General features: G+C 64.0%; 21 protein-coding genes. 14 read left to right on the plus strand and 7 right to left on the minus strand.

The features are described 5' to 3' along the window. Window positions 1–195: 195 nt before the first annotated feature. The 5 genes from N5A92_RS12830 to N5A92_RS12850 all read left to right on the plus strand — a co-directional run bounded on the left by N5A92_RS12830 (window position 196) and on the right by N5A92_RS12850 (window position 4,336). Complete coding sequence (locus N5A92_RS12830) at window positions 196–960, plus strand: SDR family oxidoreductase (RefSeq protein ID WP_260903223.1); 765 nt, start codon at window positions 196–198, stop codon at window positions 958–960. Next, on the plus strand, window positions 957–2,918 hold the full coding sequence (uvrC, locus tag N5A92_RS12835; RefSeq protein ID WP_260903226.1) for an excinuclease ABC subunit UvrC: 1,962 nt from the start codon (window positions 957–959) through the stop codon (window positions 2,916–2,918). The genes N5A92_RS12830 and uvrC overlap by 4 nt, the downstream gene beginning before the upstream one ends. Before the next feature lie 76 nt (window positions 2,919–2,994). Beyond that, window positions 2,995–3,606 carry a CDP-diacylglycerol--glycerol-3-phosphate 3-phosphatidyltransferase gene (gene pgsA / locus N5A92_RS12840; RefSeq protein WP_260903228.1) on the plus strand — a complete coding sequence of 204 codons (612 nt, stop codon included), beginning with the start codon at window positions 2,995–2,997 and terminating at the stop codon, window positions 3,604–3,606. A gap of 5 nt (window positions 3,607–3,611) precedes the next feature. Then, on the plus strand, window positions 3,612–3,863 hold the full coding sequence (moaD, locus tag N5A92_RS12845; protein WP_260903230.1) for a molybdopterin converting factor subunit 1: 252 nt from the start codon (window positions 3,612–3,614) through the stop codon (window positions 3,861–3,863). 2 nt (window positions 3,864–3,865) lie between these two features. Continuing rightward, the gene (locus tag N5A92_RS12850; protein ID WP_260903232.1) at window positions 3,866–4,336 is read left to right on the plus strand and encodes a molybdenum cofactor biosynthesis protein MoaE; all 471 of its coding nucleotides are present in this window, start codon (window positions 3,866–3,868) and stop codon (window positions 4,334–4,336) included. A 163-nt stretch (window positions 4,337–4,499) separates the two neighbouring features. Here the strand turns inward: N5A92_RS12850 and ndk are convergent, their stop codons facing one another. Both ndk and N5A92_RS12860 read right to left on the minus strand, forming a co-directional pair. Beyond that, complete coding sequence (gene ndk, locus N5A92_RS12855) at window positions 4,500–4,922, minus strand: nucleoside-diphosphate kinase (protein WP_260903234.1); 423 nt, start codon at window positions 4,920–4,922, stop codon at window positions 4,500–4,502. Window positions 4,923–4,999: 77 nt separating this feature from the next. Beyond that, a complete protein-coding gene (locus tag N5A92_RS12860; protein ID WP_260903237.1) occupies window positions 5,000–5,692 on the minus strand; it encodes a glutathione S-transferase family protein in 693 nt (230 codons plus the stop codon). Between the two features lie 150 nt (window positions 5,693–5,842). Between N5A92_RS12860 and N5A92_RS12865 the strand changes: the two genes are divergently transcribed. The 3 genes from N5A92_RS12865 to N5A92_RS12875 are packed head-to-tail and all read left to right on the plus strand — an operon-like array spanning window position 5,843 to window position 8,968. Then, a complete protein-coding gene (locus tag N5A92_RS12865) occupies window positions 5,843–6,355 on the plus strand; it encodes a DinB family protein (RefSeq protein WP_260903240.1) in 513 nt (170 codons plus the stop codon). Window positions 6,356–6,398: 43 nt separating this feature from the next. Continuing rightward, complete coding sequence (locus N5A92_RS12870) at window positions 6,399–8,276, plus strand: ABC-F family ATP-binding cassette domain-containing protein (RefSeq protein ID WP_260903242.1); 1,878 nt, start codon at window positions 6,399–6,401, stop codon at window positions 8,274–8,276. Beyond that, on the plus strand, window positions 8,273–8,968 hold the full coding sequence (locus N5A92_RS12875; protein WP_260903246.1) for an HAD family hydrolase: 696 nt from the start codon (window positions 8,273–8,275) through the stop codon (window positions 8,966–8,968). Before N5A92_RS12870 ends, N5A92_RS12875 begins: the two co-directional genes overlap by 4 nt. 176 nt (window positions 8,969–9,144) lie before the next feature. Here N5A92_RS12875 and N5A92_RS12880 read toward each other — a convergent pair whose 3' ends face one another. Further along, the gene (locus N5A92_RS12880; protein WP_260903247.1) at window positions 9,145–9,591 is read right to left on the minus strand and encodes a DNA polymerase III subunit chi; all 447 of its coding nucleotides are present in this window, start codon (window positions 9,589–9,591) and stop codon (window positions 9,145–9,147) included. A gap of 2 nt (window positions 9,592–9,593) precedes the next feature. Further along, the gene (locus tag N5A92_RS12885; RefSeq protein ID WP_260903249.1) at window positions 9,594–11,093 is read right to left on the minus strand and encodes a leucyl aminopeptidase; all 1,500 of its coding nucleotides are present in this window, start codon (window positions 11,091–11,093) and stop codon (window positions 9,594–9,596) included. Window positions 11,094–11,376: 283 nt separating this feature from the next. On the opposite strand from N5A92_RS12885, the gene lptF reads away from it, so the two are divergent. The 6 genes from lptF to rsmA all read left to right on the plus strand — a co-directional run bounded on the left by lptF (window position 11,377) and on the right by rsmA (window position 18,922). Then, window positions 11,377–12,558 carry an LPS export ABC transporter permease LptF gene (gene lptF, locus N5A92_RS12890; RefSeq protein WP_260903251.1) on the plus strand — a complete coding sequence of 394 codons (1,182 nt, stop codon included), beginning with the start codon at window positions 11,377–11,379 and terminating at the stop codon, window positions 12,556–12,558. After that, complete coding sequence (gene lptG / locus N5A92_RS12895; RefSeq protein WP_260903253.1) at window positions 12,555–13,640, plus strand: LPS export ABC transporter permease LptG; 1,086 nt, start codon at window positions 12,555–12,557, stop codon at window positions 13,638–13,640. Before lptF ends, lptG begins: the two co-directional genes overlap by 4 nt. Before the next feature lie 161 nt (window positions 13,641–13,801). Then, window positions 13,802–16,003 carry an LPS-assembly protein LptD gene (locus tag N5A92_RS12900; RefSeq protein ID WP_260903607.1) on the plus strand — a complete coding sequence of 734 codons (2,202 nt, stop codon included), beginning with the start codon at window positions 13,802–13,804 and terminating at the stop codon, window positions 16,001–16,003. A 174-nt stretch (window positions 16,004–16,177) separates the two neighbouring features. After that, window positions 16,178–17,044, plus strand: coding sequence for a SurA N-terminal domain-containing protein (locus N5A92_RS12905; protein ID WP_260903254.1), 867 nt, complete (start codon window positions 16,178–16,180; stop codon window positions 17,042–17,044). 25 nt (window positions 17,045–17,069) lie between these two features. Further along, complete coding sequence (gene pdxA, locus N5A92_RS12910) at window positions 17,070–18,098, plus strand: 4-hydroxythreonine-4-phosphate dehydrogenase PdxA (RefSeq protein ID WP_260903255.1); 1,029 nt, start codon at window positions 17,070–17,072, stop codon at window positions 18,096–18,098. Continuing rightward, window positions 18,095–18,922 carry a 16S rRNA (adenine(1518)-N(6)/adenine(1519)-N(6))-dimethyltransferase RsmA gene (gene rsmA, locus N5A92_RS12915; RefSeq protein ID WP_260903256.1) on the plus strand — a complete coding sequence of 276 codons (828 nt, stop codon included), beginning with the start codon at window positions 18,095–18,097 and terminating at the stop codon, window positions 18,920–18,922. Before pdxA ends, rsmA begins: the two co-directional genes overlap by 4 nt. 27 nt (window positions 18,923–18,949) lie before the next feature. On the opposite strand, the gene gmk is transcribed toward rsmA, so the two are convergent. The 3 genes from gmk to mltG are packed head-to-tail and all read right to left on the minus strand — an operon-like array spanning window position 18,950 to window position 21,726. Then, window positions 18,950–19,606 (minus strand): guanylate kinase, encoded by a 657-nt coding sequence (gene gmk / locus N5A92_RS12920; RefSeq protein ID WP_260903259.1) that lies wholly within the window; start codon window positions 19,604–19,606, stop codon window positions 18,950–18,952. A gap of 5 nt (window positions 19,607–19,611) precedes the next feature. Then, window positions 19,612–20,499: a YicC/YloC family endoribonuclease gene (locus tag N5A92_RS12925; RefSeq protein ID WP_260903260.1), complete on the minus strand. Its 888-nt coding sequence runs from the start codon at window positions 20,497–20,499 to the stop codon at window positions 19,612–19,614. Between the two features lie 42 nt (window positions 20,500–20,541). Beyond that, complete coding sequence (mltG, locus tag N5A92_RS12930; protein WP_260903261.1) at window positions 20,542–21,726, minus strand: endolytic transglycosylase MltG; 1,185 nt, start codon at window positions 21,724–21,726, stop codon at window positions 20,542–20,544. Window positions 21,727–21,806: the final 80 nt, after the last annotated feature.

Raw genomic sequence — 21,806 nt, forward strand, 5'->3', positions numbered from 1 at the left:
CCAAAAAAGCTCAGCGGTGAAGCACGGCGCAATAACGGCGGCGAATACGGCAGAAGTTCGACCCTTTGCTATTGACGAAAACTGTCATGGCATCACCATCCACCCCTTCCCTCCGTGACGGCAGTAGCTGTCTGGAAGGTGCTATAAATACGCGGTGCGAGGCCATATATAAGCCGCGAGGAACGGGGTGAACGGATGCCGCAGACAGGAAAGTGCGCTCTCGTGACAGGCGGGGCAAAAAGGATCGGCAGAGCCATCGCGCTGGATCTGGCCGCACACGGCTTCAGGATCGCAATTCATTGCGGCACGTCGCGCGAGGAAGCAGACCAGCTGGCGGCCGCAATTACGGCCGAGGGCGGCGAGGCATACGTGCTGCAGGCCGACCTCACCGACACCAAGCAGGTCGAGATGCTGGTGGACGAGGCGACGATAGCGTTGGGATCGGTCAGGCTCGTGGTCAACAATGCCTCCATCTTCGAGGAGGATTCGCCGACCGACTTTACAGAAGAGGTCTGGGACCGGCACTTCGCCATCCACGTGAAGGCCCCCGCCGTCATCGCCAGGAGTTTCGCGCGGGCACTGCCGCAGGAAGAAGAGGGGTTGATCGTCAACATGATCGACCAGCGTGTATGGAAGCCGACCCCGCGCTTCTTCAGCTATACGCTCTCGAAGTCGGCGCTGTGGATGGCAACCCGTACCATGGCACAGGCGCTGGCCCCGCGTATCCGCGTCAACGCCATCGGCCCCGGCCCGGCCCTGCCCAACGACCGCCAGGGCGAGGCGGACTTCCAGCGCCAGACCAAGGCGCTCATTCTTGAGCGGGGCCCGGAACTGCCGGAATTCGGCGCCACGATCCGCTATCTGTGGGAAACGCCGTCGGTAACGGGACAGATGATCGCGCTCGACGGCGGGCAGCATCTGGCCTGGCAGACGCCGGATACCGCCGGAGTGGCAGAATGAGCACATCCGATCTTTCCCCTGAAGCAACTCCCCTGCCCGGGAAGACCGTCGAGTGGGATAGCGCGGGTACGGACAGTGCCGCCGTCGGCGCGGAGGTGATCCAGGCGGTCGTCAAGCGCCTGCCCAACGCGCCGGGGGTCTACCGCATGATGAACGCCGAGGGCGACGTGCTCTATGTCGGCAAAGCGCGCAGTCTGAAGAAACGGGTGACGAACTACGCCCAGGGACGCGGCCATACGAACCGCATCACGCGCATGATTCGCGAGACGGCATCGATGGAGTTCGTCGTCACGCGCACCGAGACAGAGGCGCTGCTTCTCGAAGCCAATCTCATCAAGCGCCTGCGCCCGCGCTTCAACGTTCTCCTGCGCGACGATAAGTCGTTTCCCTACATCCTTCTGACCGGCGACCATCCTGCCCCTGGCATCTTCAAGCATCGCGGCGCGCGCTCGAGGAAGGGTGACTATTTCGGCCCCTTCGCCTCGGCCGGCGCCGTGGGGCGAACCATCAATTCACTGCAGCGGGCCTTTCTCATCCGTACCTGCAGCGATTCGGTCTTCGAAAGCCGTACGCGGCCCTGCCTGCTCTACCAGATCAAGCGCTGCTCCGGCCCCTGCACGGGCGAAATCAGCGAAGAGGACTATGCGGCGCTGGTGGCGGAGACGAAGGCGTTTCTTTCCGGGCGCTCCAGCAGGGTGAAGGCTGACATCGCGACAGCCATGCAAGAGGCCTCCGAGGCGCTCCATTTCGAGCGAGCGGCGGTCTACCGCGACCGGCTTTCCGCACTCAGCCATGTGCAGAGCCACCAGGGCATCAACCCGCAAGGCATCGAAGAGGCAGACGTCTTCGCCATCCATCAGGAAGGCGGGCAGAATTGCATCCAGGTCTTCTTCTTCCGGACGGGGCAGAACTGGGGCAACCGTGCCTATTTCCCCAAGGCGGATCCCGCACTTGGGCCAGGCGAGGTGCTCGGCTCCTTCCTTGCCCAGTTCTACGACGACAAGCCCTGCCCCCGCGCGATCCTCCTTTCCCACACCGTCGAGGACCAGGCGCTCTTGACCGAGGCGCTGTCGACGCGGGCGGGACGCAGGGTTTCGGTGTCGGTGCCGCAGCGCGGCGAGAAGAAGGATCTCGCGGAGCATGCCCTGCGCAACGCGCGCGAGGCGCTGGGACGCAGGCTTGCCGAAACCTCTTCGCAGGCACGGCTCCTGGAAGGCTTCGCCGAGACCTTCGGGCTGGAGGCGGCACCCCGGCGTATCGAGGTCTACGACAACTCCCACATCATGGGCACCAACGCCGTCGGTGCGATGATCGTGGCGGGCGCCGAAGGTTTCGTGAAGAACCAGTACCGCAAATTCAACATCCGCTCGACCGAGATCACGCCAGGCGATGATTTCGGCATGATGCGCGAGGTAATGCAACGGCGGTTCTCCCGGCTCATCAACGAACAGGGCCTGCCGGAAAACGGCGCTGACGGCGAGGAGGAGGCTGATGCCTTCCCCACCTGGCCGGACGTCATCCTGATCGACGGCGGCAAGGGGCAGATGTCGTCCGTGCGGCAGATCCTCGACGATCTCGGCATCGCCGACCTTGTCACGGTGATCGGCATCGCCAAGGGGCCGGATCGGGACGCCGGGCGCGAACGCTTCTTCATGGAGGGAAAGCAGCCCTTCTCGCTGCCGGTGCGCGATCCCGTCCTCTATTTCATGCAGCGGCTGCGCGACGAGGCGCACCGCTTCGCCATCGGCTCGCACCGGTCACGGCGCAAGAAGGAGATGGTGAGGAACCCGCTCGATGAGATCGCCGGCATCGGACCGGGGCGCAAGCGGACGCTTCTGCACCACTTCGGTACAGCGAAGGCGGTCAGCCGGGCGGGTATCGAGGACCTGATGGAGGTCGATGGGATCTCCGAATCCATCGCCCGGCAGATCTACAACCACTTCCACGAGGGAAGATAGGGCTTTACCGACCGAGGGGTCGCCCATATGTCAGCTTGACCGCACGCTACGGCGTCTGATTTTGAAAAGGCTATCCATGAGCCAGCAATCCATGCAACAGCCGCAAAGCGCCTTCAATCTGCCCAACCTGCTCACCTATGCGCGCATCATGGCGGTGCCGCTGATAGTCCTGTGCTTTTTCCTCGAAGGGCGGCTGCAGTCGAGCGATTTCGCACGCTGGAGTGCGCTCGGCATCTTCCTGGCGGCCAGCATCACCGACTATTTCGACGGTTATCTCGCCCGTACCTGGCAGCAGACCTCGAATATTGGCAAGATGCTGGACCCGATCGCCGACAAGCTCCTGGTGGCCACCTGCCTCTTGCTGCTCGCCGCCGATACGGACCGCACCATTGCCGGATGGACGCTGTGGGCGGCGATCATCATCCTGTGCCGGGAGATCCTCGTGTCGGGCTTGCGCGAATATCTGGCGGCGCTCAAGGTGAGCGTGCCGGTGACCCAGCTCGCCAAATGGAAGACGACGATCCAGATGGTGGCGATCGGCTTCCTGCTGGCCGGCCCCGCAGGAGACAAGGTGGTGCCCTATACGACGGAGGCCGGCATCGTGCTTCTGTGGTTCTCCGCACTGGTGACGCTTTATACCGGCTACGACTATTTTCGCGCCGGGCTGAAGCATATCATCGAGGAATGAACGGCATGAAACTCGTCTATTTCGCATGGGTACGCGAACGCATCGGCAAGGAGACCGAAACGGTCACCCCGCCCGGCGAGGTAGAGACGGTGGCCGATCTCCTGGCATGGCTGAAGGCGCGCGGCGACGGCTATGCGGTTGCCCTCGAGCATGCGGAGGTGATCCGCGTCGCCGTGGACCACGAACATGTGGATCATGATGCGAAGCTGCCGGCCGATGGCGAGGTGGCGCTGTTTCCGCCGATGACGGGAGGCTGACCGTGAAAAACCGCTGCCAGCCCCTCGTGCGCGTGCAGGCGGAGGATTTCGACATCGCCGCCGAGATCGACCGGCTGACGGCGGGACGCAAGGACGTCGGCGCGGTGGTGACGTTCACCGGGCGCTGCCGCGACGAGGACGGAAAGCTCGCCGCGCTGGAACTTGAACACTATCCCGGCATGGCCGAGGCTGAGATCGGCCGTATAGCGAGCGAAGCAGCAGAGCGGTGGCCGCTCACCGGCCTCACCGTCATCCACCGCTTCGGCAAACTCCTGCCGGCCGAGAACATCGTCCTGGTCGTGGCCGCCTCGACGCACCGAAAGGCCGCACTGGAAGCGGCGGACTTTCTCATGGACTACCTCAAATCGCGTGCGCCCTTCTGGAAAAAGGAACACCCCGCCGGCGGCGACACGGGCCACTGGGTGGAGGCGAAGGCGGCGGACGAAGAGGCGCTGGGGCGCTGGCGGAAATAGCCGGAAGGTTCGGCGAGAGCCATTAAGTGCTATCGGTCGTCATCAGGGACAAGCCGAAGGCTTGTCCGGCACCCATTCCGCGACATCAACGTTCCGGAATGGGTTCCGGACAGCCTCCGCTTCACTCCGGCTTCCGGAATGACGCAGGCGGGGTGGCTACAACTCAACCGACCAGCTCGACGTCAGAGAACCAGTAGCGGATCTCCTCGGCCGCCGTCTCAGGCGCGTCTGAGCCGTGGACGGAGTTCTCGCCGATGGAGTTGGCATAGAGCTTGCGGATGGTGCCCTCAGCGGCGTCGGCCGGATTGGTGGCGCCCATGATCTCGCGGTTCTTGGCGATGGCGTTCTCGCCTTCCAGCACCTGCACCACGGTCGGGCCGGAGGACATGAACTCGCACAGCTCGTCGAAGAAGGGGCGTTCCTTGTGGACCGCATAGAAGCCTTCGGCCTGACGGCGGCTCATCCACACGCGCTTGGAGGCGACGACCCTCAGGCCCGCGTCTTCGAACATCTTGGTGATGGCGCCGGTCAGGTTGCGCGCCGTGGCGTCCGGCTTGATCATGGAGAAGGTGCGTTCAATCGCCATTTCAGGTCCTTGCGTTTGACGGGAAAGAATTGAGATGGCGGGTCTATAGCGGCGCGGAAGGCTCGTGTGAAGAGCGATCACGCCGCCGCGGGCACGCTGCGGCCCAAGCCGTCGTGAAGATCGAGACACCGAGCGAACCACTCGGCCACCGGATCGTCGGGCGCCAGGAAGGGAAAGGGCGAGGCCACGCGCGCCCATTGCAGAGCGCCGGCGACGATATAGTCGGAAAAGAGCGGGCCGTCGCCGCCGATGAATGGCTGGTGCCAGAAGAGTGTGCGCAGCGGCGCGAGGCTCGTCCGGAATCCTTCGAGCTTCGCTTCGCGGCCCGCCGGCACCTCTTCCAGCGCTTTGCCGAAGCGCGCCTCGCGGCTTTCCCGGAAATAGGTCTGGTCGGCAGGGCCGAGCATGCCATGGATATCCATCAGCGCCGCCTCGCCGATGAAGGGATGGAGCGTAAGCTGAGACCAGCGCTCGACGAACCGCGCCATCGCCTTGCCGCCTTCTCCGGCGAACAGCGTCGGCCGGTCCGGATAGGCTTCCTCCAGATAAAGCGCGATGGCGAAAGAATCTCTTACCACACGGTCGCCATCACGAATGACGGGTACGGACTTGGCCGCGCCCTCCTGGATACCGGCGATCTCAGTGAAGCGGGTGGGAACGGTCTCGAAGGAAAGGTCCTTGTGGGCGAGCGCAAAAGCGGTCTTCCAGCAATGCGGGCTGAAGGGCCGGCGTTCGTCGCTTCCGACCAGGTCATAGAGCAGGATCGTCATCGCCTTCTCCCTTGTGTCCCTACCGCTTATCCCACTCCGGGCGAAGGTTCCAATCGCTTTTTTGCACGGTAAGGATGTATGGAATTGATGGGTGGCAGCGCTAAAGATGCGCTAGTCATGAGCACCGACTCGCCAGACCGGGGAAACAGCATGAAGCGGCATTTCGAGATGATGGCGGCCTATAACCGGTGGGCGAATGGCCTCCTCTACGAGGCCGCGGCCGGTCTGAGCGCGGAGGAATATGCGCGCGACGTGGGTGCCTTCTTCAAGTCCATGGTGGGAACGCTCAACCACATTCTCGTGGCCGACCGCATCTGGATGAAGCGCTTCACCGGCAAAGGCGGGGCGCCGGCGCGACTCGACGCGATCCTTCATCCGGCCCTGCCGTCGCTCAAGCAGGCGCGCGAGGCGGAGGACGAACGCGTTGTCGATTGGATCGCCGGCCTTGACGAGAAAGCGCTCCAGGGGCGGTTCACCTACATGACCGTCGTCAACCCGCGCACCATCTCCCAGCGCCTGGCACCGGCGCTCACACATTTCTTCAACCACCAGACACACCATCGCGGCCAGGCGCACATGATCCTGTCGGTGCTGGGCAAAGAGCCACCGTCGCTCGACATGATCTATTTTCACCGCACACCGGAAGGCAGGGAGTTTTCCTAGAGGGCTTGCAAGTGCCAGCAGCAACGTCCTAAACCGCGCCGTCATGCTTACGATCAACGACCTTTCATTGCGCATTGCCGGGCGGCTACTCATCGAGCATGCCTCGCTCACCCTGCCCGCCGGCACCAAAGCCGGACTGGTGGGCCGCAACGGCACGGGCAAGACAACGCTGTTCCGCGCGATCACCGGCGAGCTAGCGCCGGAGACGGGCACGGTCAGCCTGCCCAAGGGAACGCGCATCGGCCAGGTGGCGCAGGAAGCGCCCGGCACCGAAGAGCCGCTGATCGACATCGTTCTGAAGGCGGATGCGGAGCGCGAGCGTCTGATGCGCGAGGCGGAAACGGCGGAAGACCCGCACCGCATCGCCGAGATCCAGGTGCGGCTTGCCGACATCGACGCCCATTCGGCCGAGGCGCGGGCGGCTTCCATCCTCTCCGGCCTCGGGTTCGATGCCGAGGCGCAGAAGCGCCCGGCCTCCTCCTTCTCCGGCGGTTGGCGCATGCGCGTTGCGCTGGCGGCGGTGCTGTTCGCCGAGCCCGACCTGCTTCTCCTCGACGAGCCGACCAATTATCTCGACCTCGAAGGCACGATGTGGCTCGAAAGCTACCTGTCGCGCTATCCGCACACGGTGCTTCTCATCAGCCACGACCGCGACCTTCTCAACAACGCCGTCTCCTCGATCGTGCATCTGGAGCAGAAGAGGCTCACCTTCTGGCGCGGCGGCTACGACCAGTTCGCCCGGCAATACGCGGAAAAGGCCGAGCTGCAGGAGAAGTCGCGCGTCAAGCAGGAGGCCCAGCGCAAGCATATGGAGGCTTTCGTCGAGCGCTTCCGCTACAAGGCCTCGAAGGCAAGGCAGGCGCAGTCGCGCCTCAAGGCGCTGGCGCGCATGCAGCCGATCGCCGCGGCGGTGAACGAGCACGTTCGGCCGTTTCGTTTCCCCAATCCGGCCAAGGCCGTCGCCTCCCCCATCGTCGCCGTAGAGGGCGGCACGGTCGGCTACGAGCCGGGCAAGCCGGTTCTGAAGAACCTGTCACTGCGCATCGACGAGGACGACCGCATCGCCCTTCTCGGCTCCAACGGCAACGGGAAGTCCACCTTCGCCAAGCTGATCGCCGGCAGGCTCGGTCTCGAAAAGGGCACGATGACGCTGGCGCCGGGGCTGAAGGTGTCGATCTTCGCCCAGCACCAGCTCGAGGATCTGAGGCCCGATGAGAACGCGCACCAGCATGTGCGCCGGCTGATGCCGGATGCGCCGGAGGCCAAGGTCAGAGCGCGCGTGGCGCAGTTCGGCCTTTCGACGGAGAAGATGGACACGCCGGCGCGCGACCTGTCGGGCGGCGAGAAGGCGCGCCTCCTGATGGGCCTTGCCTCCTTCGAGGCGCCGCATCTGTTCATCCTCGACGAGCCGACCAACCATCTCGACATCGACAGCCGCGAGGCGCTGGTCGAGGCGTTGAACACCTACGAGGGCGCGGTCATCCTCATCAGCCACGACCGGCACCTGATCGAAGCATGCGCAGACCGGCTGTGGCTGGTCGACCAGGGCACCGTGCGCCCCTATGAGGGCGACATGGAGGACTACCGCGCGCTGACCACCGGCGGAGCGAGCCGCAACAGGGAAAAGCGCGAGGCGGAAAAGGCTTCGAAGGCCGAACGCCGGCGCGAGGCGGCCAAGCGGCGGGCCGCACTCGAGCCGCTTGCCAAGGAGATCAAGGCGACCGAAGGCCTGATCGAGCGTACCCGCAAGCGCCTGGAAGCCATCGAAGCGCAAATGGCCGATGCCGGCCTCTACGAGCGCGACCCTGGCAAGGCCTCTTCCCTCGCCAAGGAGCGCGCGGACCTTGCGCGGACCGTCGAGCGGCAGGAGGAGAAATGGCTGGCGCTTTCGGCCGAGTATGAGGGGGAGATGGCGGAATGAGCGCGATTGTCATCGGCTTCGACGCCGACGACACGCTGTGGCAAAACGAGCGTTTCTACCGGCTCACGGAAGGACGCTTCACCGAGCTTCTAGCCGACTACGCCAAACCCGATCATCTTTCGGCGCGTCTCTTGGAGGCGGAGAAGCGCAATCTCGGCAAGTACGGCTTCGGCATCAAGGGTTTTACCCTTTCGATGATCGAGACGGCGATCGAGATCACCGAGGGGCGCGTGCCGGCGGAGACGATCCGGGACATTCTGGAAGCGGGGCGCGAGATGCTCGACCATCCGGTCGAGCCGTTGCCGCACGCCCGCGAAACGCTGGAGGCGCTCGCCGGGCAGTATCGCATCGTGCTGATCACCAAGGGCGACCTGTTCGACCAGGAGCGCAAGCTGGCGGCTTCGGGTCTCGGCGATTTCTTCGATGCGGTAGAGATCGTCAGCGACAAGAACCGTGCGGTCTACGAGCGCATATTCACCCGGCACGGCAACGGTGCCGACAAGGCGATGATGGTCGGCAACTCGATGAAGTCGGACGTGCTGCCGGCGATCGAGGCCGGCGGCTGGGGCGTGTTCGTTCCCCATGAACTCACCTGGGCGCATGAGCATGCCGAGGCGCCTTCGGGCGCCGACCGCTTCCGGCAGATCGAGCATCTGGGGGAGTTGGAGGCGGTGCTTCGGGAGATTGGGTAGCTCCCTGTTGTACGTGCATGGCACCCCGCCCACGTGGTTCGACAGGCTCACCGTGAGGGCTATGTTTGCGCCCTTCCCCCAGCGTTGCGGCTTGCACTAGCGTCGCCATGCCTTCACCCTCATCCTGAGCCTGTCGAAGGACGAGGGTGAAGGCACAACGTACCTGCACTACCCCATCACGCCTTCTTCTCCCAACGCCGGTCCCGGCCCTGCTGCCAATAGGTGACGTCGTGGCCGGCAGCCTTCATCACCTTCCACTGTGCACGGGCGGCATCGAGTTGTGCCGTGTCGTGGCCGTCGAAGAGGAAGACGGCGCGCTCGTAGCCGTCGAGAGGGCCAGGTTCGGCCCCGTCGACTAGGAAGCGGATCGTCGCGCCATTGGGGCTTTCGGGAGCGGTGGTGAGGAGCACCGGCTGTTCGGCCGCATTCGGCTCGCGGTCAGTGCCGTGCGGCAGGAAGCTGTCGTCGCGGAAGGTCCACAGCCGCGCGTCGAGGGCGTCGCGGCGCTCCTCGCCGGCCGTCTGGACGGCGACCTTCCACCCCCGCTCCAGGCTCTTCTCCACGAGCGGGGGCAGTGCCTCTTCCAGCGTCGATTCGGTCAGGTGATAGAAAAGGACTTCCACCCTCACCCCTCGTAATGGTCGGCCACCAGCCGGTCGAGCAGGCGCACGCCGTAGCCAGACGCCCACGACTGGTTGATCTCGGAGGATGGCGAGGACATGGCCGTGCCGGCGACGTCGAGATGCGCCCAGGGCGTGCCGTCGACAAAGCGCTTGAGGAACTGGGCGGCGGTGATGGAGCCTGCGTGGCGCCCGCCGGTGTTCTTCATATCGGCGTTCTTGGTGTCAATGAGCTTGTCGTATTCCTTGCCCATCGGCATGCGCCAGACCTTCTCGCCCGTCACGGTTCCAGCTGCCGTCAAGCGCTCGGCAAGCGTGTCGTTGTTGGAGAACAGACCAGCGTGGCTGTTGCCCAGCGCAACCAGGACGGCGCCGGTGAGCGTCGCCAGATTGACCATGAACTGGGGCTTGAACTCTTCGTTGCAGTACCACAACAGGTCGGCCAGAACGAGGCGGCCTTCAGCGTCGGTGTTGATGATCTCGATCGTCTGGCCGGACATGGAGGTGACGATGTCACCCGGCCGCTGCGCGTTGCCGTCCGGCATGTTCTCGACAAGACCGATGATGCCGACCGCATTCACCTTCGCCTTGCGGGCGGCGAGCGCATGTATAAGGCCGACGACTGTCGCCGCACCCGCCATATCCCCTTTCATGTCTTCCATACTGGCGGCCGGCTTGATGGAGATGCCACCGGTATCGAAGACGACGCCCTTGCCGATAAAGGCGACGGGCTTCTGCTTCGCCTTGCCGCCGTTCCAGCGCATCACCGCCATGCGCGGCGGGCGCACGGAACCCTGCGCCACTCCCAGAAGCGCGCGCATGCCGAGTTTCTTCATCTCCTTCTCAGTGAGGATATCCACCTTGACCCCGAGTTCCTCCAGTTCCTTGGCATGCGCCGCGAATTCCACCGGACCCAGCACATTGGCGGGCTCGTTCACGAGATCACGGGCCAGGAGCACGCCGTCGCCCACGGCGGAAGCCTCGGCGAAAGCCTTTTTCGCAGCCGCCGGGTCGGCGCACTGGATGGTGAATTTCACCGCTTTGCCGGCGGCGGGCTTGGGCGCGCCGTTCTCATCCTTGCGGGTCTTGTACTTGTCGAAGGTGTAGGAGCGCAGCACGATGCCGAGGCCGATCAGCGCCACGTCACGGGCACTGGCCTCGGCACCGGCGACCTCCGCGACGACCGTCACCTCGGTTGCCTTCTTGGCGGCGGCAGAAGCGGCACCGCCGATCTTCAGCCAGGCCTGTTCGTCGAGCGCATCCGTCTTGCCGGCGCCGACGGCGGCAAGACGGTCGTAGCTCGTCCCCTGCGGTGCCAACGCCTCGACACTTGTCGCGAGCTTGCCGGAAAAATCGGCAGCCGCGAAAACCTTCGGAAGGATGTCGGCCGGGTCACACGCCCTGGCTGCCTCCCCGAGCTTGCCGCCCTCCGGCGCCAATACGATGACACTGCCTTTCTTGGGCGCAGCGAATTTGGCGAACGAGATGGTCGGTTTATCTGTCATGGAGCTTCCTGTCCGGTAGGTTTGGGGCTGGCGCGATCTTGGCGGTTTTGAACAAATTGACAAGGGGGTGGAATGGGGTATGCGTTAAACCATTCCTTGGGGAGTGCAGGCAGGGAATCGTTAACCGCGTTCTTTTCCGCTTCGTTAGGCCTGTCCACGACAGACTGGGGCGGGGACAATTTCTGCCGAACCTTTCAAACCGGCGGGTCCGCGTTGTACCACCATGACGCACGGGAGGCCGTGCGCCATATAGTGGCCGTCAACACAGGTGACACATCTGCCGATGAAGGTGATTGAGCTCTACATATTGCGGCGCACGCTATCGATTTTCGCTGCCGCGCTGGCGTGGGTGCTTCTCATCGTGTGGACCACCCAGGTGCTCAACCGCATCGACCTGGTGACGAGCAGCGGGCAGTCGGCCGCGACCTTCTTCGTCGCCGGTGCGCTGACGCTGCCGGCTGTTATCCCCATCGTCATGCCGTTTGCCATCGGCATCGCCGTCGCCCAGACCCTGGCGACGATGAACACGGATTCGGAGTTGGTGGTCATCAGCGCTGCGGGAAGTCCGCGCCACGCCGTCATCCGGCCGATCCTGCTGATCGCCATCGCCACCAGCATTGCCGCCTTCGCCATCAGCAACACGCTGGAGCCATATTCACGCCAAGCCCTGCGCCAGCTTCTGGCCAGCGCGAATGCAGACCTGATTTCCACGGTCCTTCAGGAGGGCAGCTTTCAGAAGATGGACGACGGGGTGTTCGTGCAGATATCCGAGCGCCTGCCGGACGGGCAACTGGGTGGCATCTTCGTCGCCGATACGCGCGAAAAGGGCATGAAGCTGATTTACCACGCGCGCCGCGGCATTACAGTCGAGCGGGAGGGCGGCAGCATTCTCGTCATGCAGGATGGCGAAGTGCAGCGGCAGTCCGAGAACGGCGACGTCTCGGTGATCCGCTTCGAAGCCTACGCCTTCGATCTGTCCCAATTCACCCGCGGCTCGGACACGCCGACGCTTTATCGCAAGGACCGTTATCTCACCTATCTTCTCAACCCGGATCCAAACGACAAGGCCTACGCGACAAACCCGCAAAGCTATCGCGCCGAACTGCACAAGCGGCTTACCGATTGGCTCTATCCCATTGTTTTTGCGCTCATAGGGATCGCAGTGGCAGGCGACGCGCGCTCCTTCCGAGAGGCGCGGGTGCATCCGATGATCACCACCTTGGCGATCGGCCTTCTGGTGCGCTGGGTGGGCTTTTATGCCAGCAACCAGGCGGAGACGAAGCCATTCTTCGTTTTTGTCCTCTATGCGGTGCCCATAGGCATGATGGTCATCTGTACGGGTTTCATCGCCACCAACCGCATGATGGAGCTGCCGACGAGCTGGACGGAAAAGCTGAGCGAGCGTCTCCAGAGCGTTCGTGAGGATCTTTCCCGGCGCTTCGGCTGGGCGCGGAGGCGCGCATGATCGGCAGAACGCTCGGCGGTTATTTCTTTCGCCGCTACACGGTCATCACGGCTTGGAACTTTCTTGGCATCGCCGCGCTCGTCTTCATCGTCACCTTCACCGAGATTGCCGGGCGGGCGGGCGATCTCGAAGGCTATTCGGCCCAATGGGCGCTGGGGCTTGCAGCCCTGCAACTGCCTATCATCATGCAGCAGGTCGTGCCCTTCGTCGGGCTCATCTCGGCGATGGCCACCCTCATCAGCCTGAACCGCAAATATGAATTGGTGGTCGCGCGTGCGGCCGGCATCTCCGCCTGGCAGTTCCTGGCGCCGATTGCCCTCGGTGCCTTCATCTTCGGTCTGCTTGCGGTGCTCATCCTGAGCCCAATCGCGGCAGCCGGTTTCTCCAAGGCGCAGACGATCGAGGCCGAGGTACGCGGCGCCAAGACCAGGGCGAATACGGGCGAAGAGCGTTGGATCAAGCAGCGGACCCAATCAGGCGAGACGATCATCGGCGCGGATGCCGCCCTCGAGGGCGGTACGGCGCTGGTGCGGCCGGTATTCTTCATCATGGATCAGGAAGACCGAATCGTCGAGAGGCTGGACGCTCGCCGCGCATGGCTCCGCGATGGCCACTGGGAACTGAATGACGTAACCCGGCGGCGCGGCGGGGGCCCACCGGAGACCCTGGCAACCGTTGACGTACCAACAAGTCTGCAGTCCGAATTCGTGGGTCAACAGCTCACACAGCCCGAGGCGGTGTCGGTTTTCGCGCTTCCGGCGAAGATCGAGGTGGCGCGCTCTTTTGGCTTACGCGCCAATGCTTTCGCTATGTATTTTCATTCGTTGGTGACGCTGCCTCCCCTCCTCGTGGCTATGACATTGATTGCGGCGACGGTCTCCATGAGATTTGCGCGGATGGGGCAATCGGTAACGGTGATTCTGGGTGGCGTCCTTGCCGGCTTTCTGCTTTATGTCGTTTCGGTTTTGGTCAAGGCATTTGGTAGCGCCGGATTCGTGCCGCCTTTCGTGGCGGCGTGGGTGCCGGTGGTCGTAGCGATGTTTTTTGGAGTAACCTTCCTGTTGTTCAAGGAGGACGGCTAGTGGCGGGGGAAGCGGTGACGAGGGGCCGCAAGGCCTCTCTCTTGACGCGTCGGCGACGCGTCAAGGTGGGTGTGGCGCTTGTCGCCCTTATCGCGGCCGCCTCCGTCGCAACCGCGCAGGTGGGCGGGTTCGACAGAAGCGAGTTGCCGCGGGACGCGCAGATGCTGCTTTCCGCCGATACGCTCGTCTACGACAACGACCTCAACACGATCAGTGCCGTGGGCGGCGTGCAAATCGAATATGCCGGCAATCGGTTGGTGGCCCAGCGCGTCACCTACGACCGCACGACTTCACGCGTGATCGCCAGCGGCAATGTCGAAATCATCGAGGAGGACGGCAACCGCATCTATGCTGACCAGATCGATGTCACCGACGATTTCAGCGAGGGCTTCGTCCATGCGCTCAGGGTGGAGACGGTCGACGAGACCTATTTCGCCGCGGAAAGTGCGGAGCGTTCGGGAAACAGGCTGACCACCTTCAACAAAGCCGTCTACACCGCCTGCGAACCGTGCGAGGAAAATCCGGACAGGCCGCCGCTGTGGCAGATCAAGGCGAAGAAGATCATCTGGGACGGAGAGGCCAAGACGGTGCGCTTCGAGCGGCCCCGTTTCGAGTTCTTCGGCGTGCCGATCGCCTTCTTCCCCTATTTCGAAATCGCCGATCCGACAGTGAAGCGCAAGTCCGGCTTCCTCATGCCCAGCATCAGGGGCGGCAGCGAGCTGGGCTACGGGCTGAAGGTGCCCTACTACCTGGCGCTGTCGCCGACCTACGATCTCACAGCGTCGGTGACCGGCTATACCAACCAGGGCTTTCTCGGTGAGGCCGAATGGCGCCAGCAGTTCGATAACGGGCAGTACAACCTGAAGATCGCCGGCATCCGCCAGCAGAGCCCCGAGGAATGGGGTCGCGACAAGGTCGACCACTTCGAGACCGGTCGCGGCATGATCGGCTCCACGGGGCGCTTCGAAATCAATCCGCGCTGGGCCTTCGGCTGGGACGTCTTGGCACAGACGGACAAGAATTTCTCCAAAACCTACGGCATCGAGGGTTTTTCGGGCTCGGTGCATACCTCGGAAATCTATCTGACCGGCCTCAACGACCGCAACTATTTCGACCTGAGGGGCTATCACTTCCAGGTGCAGGAAAACCGGCTCGACGACCATCCACGTGCGCGCAACGACAAACAGCCCTGGGTGGCGCCGAATCTCGACTATTCCTATACGCCCGACGAACCGGTCGCCGGCGGCGAGTTGAACCTCGATGTCAACGTTCAGGCGCTGCACCGCAGCGAGGGCATGTACGGCACGAAGCTGCAGGGGCTGGAAGGCAATTCCGGGCGGCTGACGGCGGAGGCCGAGTGGAAGCGTTCCTTCGTGACCAGCATGGGGCTGGTGCTTACTCCCATGCTGCACGCCCGCGGCGACGGCATCTACAGCGACCTGTCGGCCGGCGCCCAGACAGAAATCGAGGCTTTCGCGATCAACGGCCAGGCGACGAACAGCGACATACGCTCCGCCTACTACAGGTCCATGGTGACCGCCGGCTTGGAGGCGCGCTGGCCGATCCTGTTCTCCACCGCCAGCGCCTCGCATGTCCTGGAGCCGATGGCGCAAATCTTCGTGCGGCCCGACGAACCCTATAACGACGATCTCGGCATCCCGAACGAGGACGCCCAATCGCTCGTCTTCGATGCCTCGACGCTGTTCGAACGCGACAAGTTCTCCGGATACGACCGCATCGAGGGCGGCACCAGGGCCAATCTCGGCATCCGCTATTCGGGCATGTTCGCGGGCGGCTGGACGGCGCACGGCCTGTTCGGCCAGTCCTATCATCTGGGCGGCGTGAACTCCTATGCCTCGCCCGATTTGGTAAACGCCGGCGCCTATTCGGGCTTGGACACGGACGTGTCCGACTATGTCGGGCTGGTCGGCTTCACAGCACCCAACGGCTTCTCCGCTTCGCTGGCGGGGCGTTTCGACGACGAGACGTTCGAACTGCGCCGCACGGACGTGCGGGCGGGGACAAGGCTGGGCCCGCTGAGCGTGAACGCGCAATACGCCTTCATCCAGAGCCAGCCGCTCTACGGGTTCGACGAAGATCGCCGGGAGGTCGGCGGGAGCGCTTCGCTGCGCTTCCACGAGAACTGGCGTGGATTTGCTTCGGCGACCTACGACCTGGAGACCAACGTGCTGGTGAAAAACTCCTTCGGCTTCGCTTATGATGACGAGTGCTTCATCTATACGATGACCTTCAGCCAGACGCGCAGCCGCAGCACCAACGAGCCGGAGAACAAATTCGGTTTCAGCATTGCGCTGCGTACGCTCGGTGAATTCGGCAGCAGTTCGAGTGCGCTCACGCAGTAGAATCAAGAAGGATCGGCGATCCATGCCACGGTTTTGCCTCTCGTGGCGCGTATGGATAGAAAACCGAGTTCGAATGGTCAGTATGTTATGAAGAATACAGAAACGACCCAGCCAGCGGGCAGAACCCGCCTACTGACAGCAGCGCTGTTGGCGGCGGCATTATCAGCCGTTGCCATGGCGCCGACCACCCCCGCAATGGCAGCGGAGATCCGCTATGTCGTCAACGACAAGGCGGTGACGAGCTATGATATCCAGCGCCGTGTCGCGCTTTTGCAGCTGATGCGGCGGAACGGCAATCTGAACGAGCTCGCCGCGCAGGAGATGATCGACCAGACACTGCGCCAGCAGGAGATAGAGCGGGCGCGGGTTCCCGTTACGGATGAAATGGTCAACCAGTCCTACGCGAACTTCGCCTCCTCCAACAATCTTTCTCAGGCGCAACTGGACCAGATTCTGGCTCAGTCCGGCGTGACGAAGGAACACTTCAAGGAGTTCATGCGTACGCAGATTGGCTGGGGCCGCCTGTTGCAGGCGCGCCAGCGCTCCGGAGGTTCGCTGAGCGAGCAGGAGGTGGTGCACAGGATGCTGCAGCAGGGCGGGCAGAAGCCGACGGCGACCGAGTACATGCTGCAGCGGGTAATCTTCGTCATCCCGTCCGCCGAACGGTCGCAACTGCTTGCCAAGCGCAAGCGCGAGGCACAAGCCATGCGCGACCGCTTCCAGAGCTGCGACACGACCGTGCAATTTGCCAAGGGCCTGATCGACGTAACCGTGCAGGACATGGGTCGCGTGCTGGCGCCGGAGCTGCCGGGGGACTGGAAAGAGCAGGTGCAGAGCACCAGCCCCGGCAACGCCACACCGGTGCGCGAGACGGAACGCGGTGTGGAGTTCATCGGCGTTTGTAGCGCGCGGGAGGTCTCGGATGACCACGTGGCGCAGATGGTTTTCCAGAGCGAGGAACAGAGCGATGGAACCGTCCAGCAATTATCGGAAGAGCTGATGACGGAGTTGCGCGAGAAGGCGCGCATCGCCAAGCGCTGATGGTGCTTAAGGCTGCGGCTGGCTCGTGACCGGATCTGCCCCCTCCCCGCTGGCGCTGACGATCGGCGAGCCCGCCGGTATCGGGGCGGAAGTGTTGCTCGGTGCATGGCTGGCGCGCGAGGCGAAGGCACTGCCCACCTTCTACGTTCTGGGCGATCCGGCTCTGATCGCGGCACGGGCGCAGCGGCTGGCGCTCGATGTACCGCTCATTGAGGTTTCGCCGGAGAATACGGCGGCGCATTTTGCGACCGCCCTTCCGGTCGTGCCGCTGGAAAACCGACTGGCCGATACGCCAGGCATTCCCTCCGGCGCCAATGCGGCCGGCGTGGTCGAGGCGATCACGCGCGCCGTGGAGGACACGCTATCGGGCCGTGCGGCCGCCATAGTCACCTGCCCCATTGCCAAAAAGCCGCTCTATGACGCAGGCTTCCAGTATCCCGGTCACACGGAATATCTTGGCCATCTGGCGGAAGAGGCGACCGGCGGGCCGGCCACCGCTGTCATGATGCTTGCAGGGCCGGACTTGAAAACAGTACCGGTGACGGTCCACCAGGCCCTGAACGAGGTGGCGGAAAGCCTGACCCGGCAAGCGATCGAGACAACGGGCGAGATCGTCGCCCGGGACCTTATCGGGCGTTTCGCCATTCCCTCCCCGCGGCTTGCCGTTTCCGGCCTCAATCCCCATGCAGGCGAAGGCGGCGCGATGGGCAGAGAGGATATCGACATTATCGCACCAGCCATCGCGGCCCTGCGCGACAAAGGCATCGACGCCTTCGGCCCACTGCCGGCGGACACGATGTTTCACGCTGCGGCGCGGAAAAACTACGATGCCGCTCTTTGCATGTATCATGATCAGGCGCTGATCCCGGTGAAGACGCTCGCCTTCGACGATACGGTGAACGTGACACTCGGCCTCCCCTTCATCCGCACCTCACCCGACCACGGCACCGCATTCGACATCGCCGGAAAGGGCGTTGCCCGCCCCGACAGCCTGATTGTGGCCATCGAGCTCGCCCGGTGGCTTGCCGACAATGCGGAAAAGCACGCACCATGACAATGGACGGACTGCCGCCGCTGCGCGATGTCATTCGGCGGCACGGGCTTTTCGCCAAAAAGGCGCTCGGCCAGAACTTCCTGCTCGACCTTAACCTGACACGCCGCATCGCGCGCGCGGCAGGCCGGCTCGACGGTGCGACAGTCATCGAGGTGGGGCCGGGGCCTGGCGGTCTGACGCGGGCGCTCTTGAGCGAGGGGGCCTCACGCGTGGTTGCGATCGAACGCGACGAGCGATGCATCGCGGCACTGGAGGAGATCGCCGGACACTATCCCGGCCGGCTGGAGATTGTGGCCGGCGATGCGCTGAAGACGGATTTCGCGGCACTTGCCGATGGGAAGGAGCCGGTAAAGGTCGTCGCCAACCTGCCCTACAATATCGGCACCGAACTGCTCGTCCGCTGGCTGACGCCGGAAGGATGGCCGCCCTTCTACGCGTCCATGACGCTCATGTTCCAACGCGAGGTGGCCGAGCGTATCGTCGCCCGAGCGGACAGCGGCCACTACGGACGCCTCGGCGTGCTGGCCGGCTGGCGCACGGAGGCACGAATCGTCTTCGAGGTGCCACCCCAAGCCTTCACGCCGCCGCCCAAGGTGACCTCGTCGGTGGTGCAGCTTGTGCCACGCGCCGAGCCCCTGCCAGTCGAGGTGGGAAAGCTGGCGCGGGTGACGGAAGCGGCCTTCGGTCAGCGGCGCAAGATGCTGCGCCAGAGCCTGAAGGCGGTCGGCGGTGAGGCCCTTCTGGAGACGACGGGGATCGACGGGAGACGTCGGGCAGAGACGCTGAGCGTTGAGGAGTTCGTGGCACTGGCGACTGCGCTTTGAGGCCGCACTTGCTCACGCGAGCGTCGGCTACTCCGGTTTTTCCTCCAACAGTCCGGCGACGAAATCGAAGAGCCCTGGCCGCCGGTCGCGGCGTAGGCGTTCCGCTGCGACGATCGCCTGCACTGCCTTGAAGGCGCGCGTCAGGTCGTCATTGATGATGACGTAATCGTAGTCCCGCCATTGCTCGATCTCATGGCGGGCGTTCCTAAGGCGTGTCTCGATGACGTTATCGGGGTCCTCTGCACGCCGCTTCAGCCGCGCCAGCAACTCGTCCATCGTCGGCGGCAGCACGAAGACGGAGACGATATCGCCGCGCATCTTCTCGCGCAGCTGTGTGGCGCCCTGCCAGTCGATGTCGAACAGCATGTCGCGGCCAGCAGCGATCGCCTCCTCCACGGGCTTGCGCGGCGTGCCGTAGAGGTTGCCGTGCACTTCGGCCCATTCGAGAAGCTCATCGCTGTCGCGCAGCATCTCGAAGTCGCGTTGGGACTTGAAATGGTAGTGCACGCCCTCGATCTCGCTCGCCCTGCGCGGCCGCGTCGTCACGCTTACCGACAGGGCAAATTCCTTGTCATTCTCCAGAAGACTGCGCGCAATCGTCGACTTGCCGGCGCCGGAGGGCGACGACAGAACAAGCATCAGGCCCCTGCGGCGAATGCCGTTGGATGAGAAGTCCGCTTCCATGCCCGCTACTCCAGATTCTGTACCTGCTCCCGGAACTGGTCGACGACCGCCTTCAGTTCGAGGCCGATCGCCGTCACGGAAGCGGCATTGGACTTGGAGCACAAAGTATTCGATTCGCGGTTAAATTCCTGCGCAAGAAAATCGAGCTTGCGACCGACCGGGCCACCGGTGGCTAGAAGCGCACGAGCGGAGGCGACATGCGTTTTCAGCCGGTCGATTTCTTCGCGGATATCGGCCTTGGTGGCGAGGAAGGCGGCTTCCTGGTGGAGGCGGCTCTCGTCGAGAGCGGGGGCTGCGTCCACGAGAAGCTGCACCTGCTCTTCGAGGCGGGCGCGTATATTGGCTGGCTCGCGCGAGGAGTCGGCTTCCGCCCGCAGGGTGAGCACCTCGATTGCCGCAAGGTGACCTTCCAGGACCGTGCCCAGTGACGCGCCTTCGTCGCATCGCGCCGTCGTAAGCTCGTCCAAGGCAGTATCCAGCGCCCGAAGGGCGAGTTCGTCGAGCCGCGCACGCGCCTCTTCGTCGGCACTGGCGTCGGGCATCTCCATCACCCCGCGCAGCGCCAGAAGGCCGTCGGCCGTAGCGGGGGCGGCACCGTGTTCCTGTTCCAGCCAATGAGCAAGTTTAGCCATCTCGGCTAGGAACGCCTCGTCGACCACGGGGCGGCGCAGTGCCTCGCCGCGCGTAACGGAAAGGCTTGCCTGTATGTTGCCGCGGGAGAAGCGCTTACCGACAGCACTTTTCGCCGGCTGCTCCAACCGCTCAAAACCCGGCGGCAGACGCAGGCGCGCCTCAAGCCCGCGGCCGTTGACCGAGCGAAGCTCCCAGGTGACCGAGGCCATCTCGTCGTCAAGCCCGGCGCGGGCGAAGCCCGTCATGCTTTGTAGTGCCATCTTCTTCCCCACCGCCTGCGATTCCTGCCGCGAGCGGCCGCGTCAGTTGCCTTCTTCGCCCTCTTCGGCATCAGTCTCGGCGGCCTCCGCCTCGGCGCGGGCTCTGCGCTCGCTCTCGATCTTGCGCCAGCGCGCCACGTTCTCGTTATGCTCTTCGAGCGTCGTGGCGAAGACGTGCCCGCCCGATCCGTCGGCGACAAAATAAAGCTCGTCCGTCTGCGACGGGTTGGCCACCGCCTCAAGCGCGGCGCGGCCCGGATTGGCGATCGGCGTCGGCGGCAGACCGTCAATCAGGTAGGTGTTGTAAGGCGTCTCCTTGGCCAGATCGGAGCGGTAGATGGGACGGTCGGCCGGCTTTCCCTCGCCGCCGAACAATCCATAGATGACCGTGGGATCGGACTGCAGGCGCATGCCCCGCTCCAGCCGATTGAGGAAGACGGCGGCCACGCGCGAGCGCTCGTCGGCCTGGCCAGTCTCTTTCTCGACGATGGAGGCCAGCGTCACGAATTCCTCGATGTTCTGCAGGGGAAGGCCCTCGGCACGCCTCTCCCAGATGCTTTGGACCAGTTCCTCCTGCTGGGCCTTCAGCTTGGCGATGGCCTCCGTGCGCGGCATGCCGCGGGTAAAGCGCAACGTATCGGCGGCGAGGCTCCCCTCGGGAGGCATTTCCTCAGGCATTTCGCCCGAAAGTTCCGGGGTTGCGGCCACCGTCTTGAACACCTGGGCAACCGTGCGGCCCTCGGGGACGGTGAGCGAATAGAGCACGGACTTGCCGCTCTCCAGAAGCTCCATGATATCCAACATGGAGGCGCCCGCCTTGATCTCGTATTCGCCGGCCTTGAGGCTGGCGTCGGCACCGTGCACGCGCAGGCCGATGAGGAAAATGCGCTGGTCACTGATGAGGCCCTGGCGCTCCAGCGTCTCGGCGATCTCACGCACGCCGGTATTGGGCCGAATGAGGATCGTCTCGGTCGTCGTCGACGGTCCCCGCCCCTCGAATTCGTGCTTGCCTAAATAAAAGGCAACGCCGGCAACAATCACCAGGAAGACGACGGAGGAGACGACGAAGTTCAGAAACACGACAAACTGGTTGCGCGACTGGCGCGAACGCTTGGGTGGCGGCGGCGTTCCCGCCTCCGGGCGCAGCGCCTCGCGCGCCGACCTGGCGGCGAGCGGCCTTGCCGTCTGCTCGGACCTCTTGCCGAAATTGTCCGCTTCTTCCGTCATCGCGTCAGCCGTCTCCTCTCCGCGATCAGCGGATTCATCGCCACAAAGTGAGGCACAATAGCGTCAAATTTCCGGCTTCA

Source organism: Chelativorans salis (assembly GCF_025336525.1).
Classification (GTDB): domain Bacteria; phylum Pseudomonadota; class Alphaproteobacteria; order Rhizobiales; family Rhizobiaceae; genus Chelativorans; species Chelativorans salis.

Bases quoted from the DNA above. Each gene is read 5' to 3' on its own strand.
- N5A92_RS12830 (WP_260903223.1), top strand. From the start codon at position 196: ATGCCGCAGACAGGAAAGTGCGCTCTCGTGACAGGCGGGGCAAAAAGG.
- uvrC (WP_260903226.1), top strand. From the start codon at position 957: ATGAGCACATCCGATCTTTCCCCTGAAGCAACTCCCCTGCCCGGGAAG.
- pgsA (WP_260903228.1), top strand. From the start codon at position 2,995: ATGAGCCAGCAATCCATGCAACAGCCGCAAAGCGCCTTCAATCTGCCC.
- moaD (WP_260903230.1), top strand. From the start codon at position 3,612: ATGAAACTCGTCTATTTCGCATGGGTACGCGAACGCATCGGCAAGGAG.
- ndk (WP_260903234.1), bottom strand. From the start codon at position 4,922: ATGGCGATTGAACGCACCTTCTCCATGATCAAGCCGGACGCCACGGCG.
- N5A92_RS12860 (WP_260903237.1), bottom strand. From the start codon at position 5,692: ATGACGATCCTGCTCTATGACCTGGTCGGAAGCGACGAACGCCGGCCC.
- N5A92_RS12865 (WP_260903240.1), top strand. From the start codon at position 5,843: ATGAAGCGGCATTTCGAGATGATGGCGGCCTATAACCGGTGGGCGAAT.
- N5A92_RS12870 (WP_260903242.1), top strand. From the start codon at position 6,399: ATGCTTACGATCAACGACCTTTCATTGCGCATTGCCGGGCGGCTACTC.
- N5A92_RS12875 (WP_260903246.1), top strand. From the start codon at position 8,273: ATGAGCGCGATTGTCATCGGCTTCGACGCCGACGACACGCTGTGGCAA.
- N5A92_RS12885 (WP_260903249.1), bottom strand. From the start codon at position 11,093: ATGACAGATAAACCGACCATCTCGTTCGCCAAATTCGCTGCGCCCAAG.
- lptF (WP_260903251.1), top strand. From the start codon at position 11,377: ATGAAGGTGATTGAGCTCTACATATTGCGGCGCACGCTATCGATTTTC.
- lptG (WP_260903253.1), top strand. From the start codon at position 12,555: ATGATCGGCAGAACGCTCGGCGGTTATTTCTTTCGCCGCTACACGGTC.
- N5A92_RS12900 (WP_260903607.1), top strand. From the start codon at position 13,802: ATGCTGCTTTCCGCCGATACGCTCGTCTACGACAACGACCTCAACACG.
- N5A92_RS12905 (WP_260903254.1), top strand. From the start codon at position 16,178: ATGGCGCCGACCACCCCCGCAATGGCAGCGGAGATCCGCTATGTCGTC.
- rsmA (WP_260903256.1), top strand. From the start codon at position 18,095: ATGACAATGGACGGACTGCCGCCGCTGCGCGATGTCATTCGGCGGCAC.
- gmk (WP_260903259.1), bottom strand. From the start codon at position 19,606: ATGGAAGCGGACTTCTCATCCAACGGCATTCGCCGCAGGGGCCTGATG.
- N5A92_RS12925 (WP_260903260.1), bottom strand. From the start codon at position 20,499: ATGGCACTACAAAGCATGACGGGCTTCGCCCGCGCCGGGCTTGACGAC.
- mltG (WP_260903261.1), bottom strand. From the start codon at position 21,726: ATGACGGAAGAAGCGGACAATTTCGGCAAGAGGTCCGAGCAGACGGCA.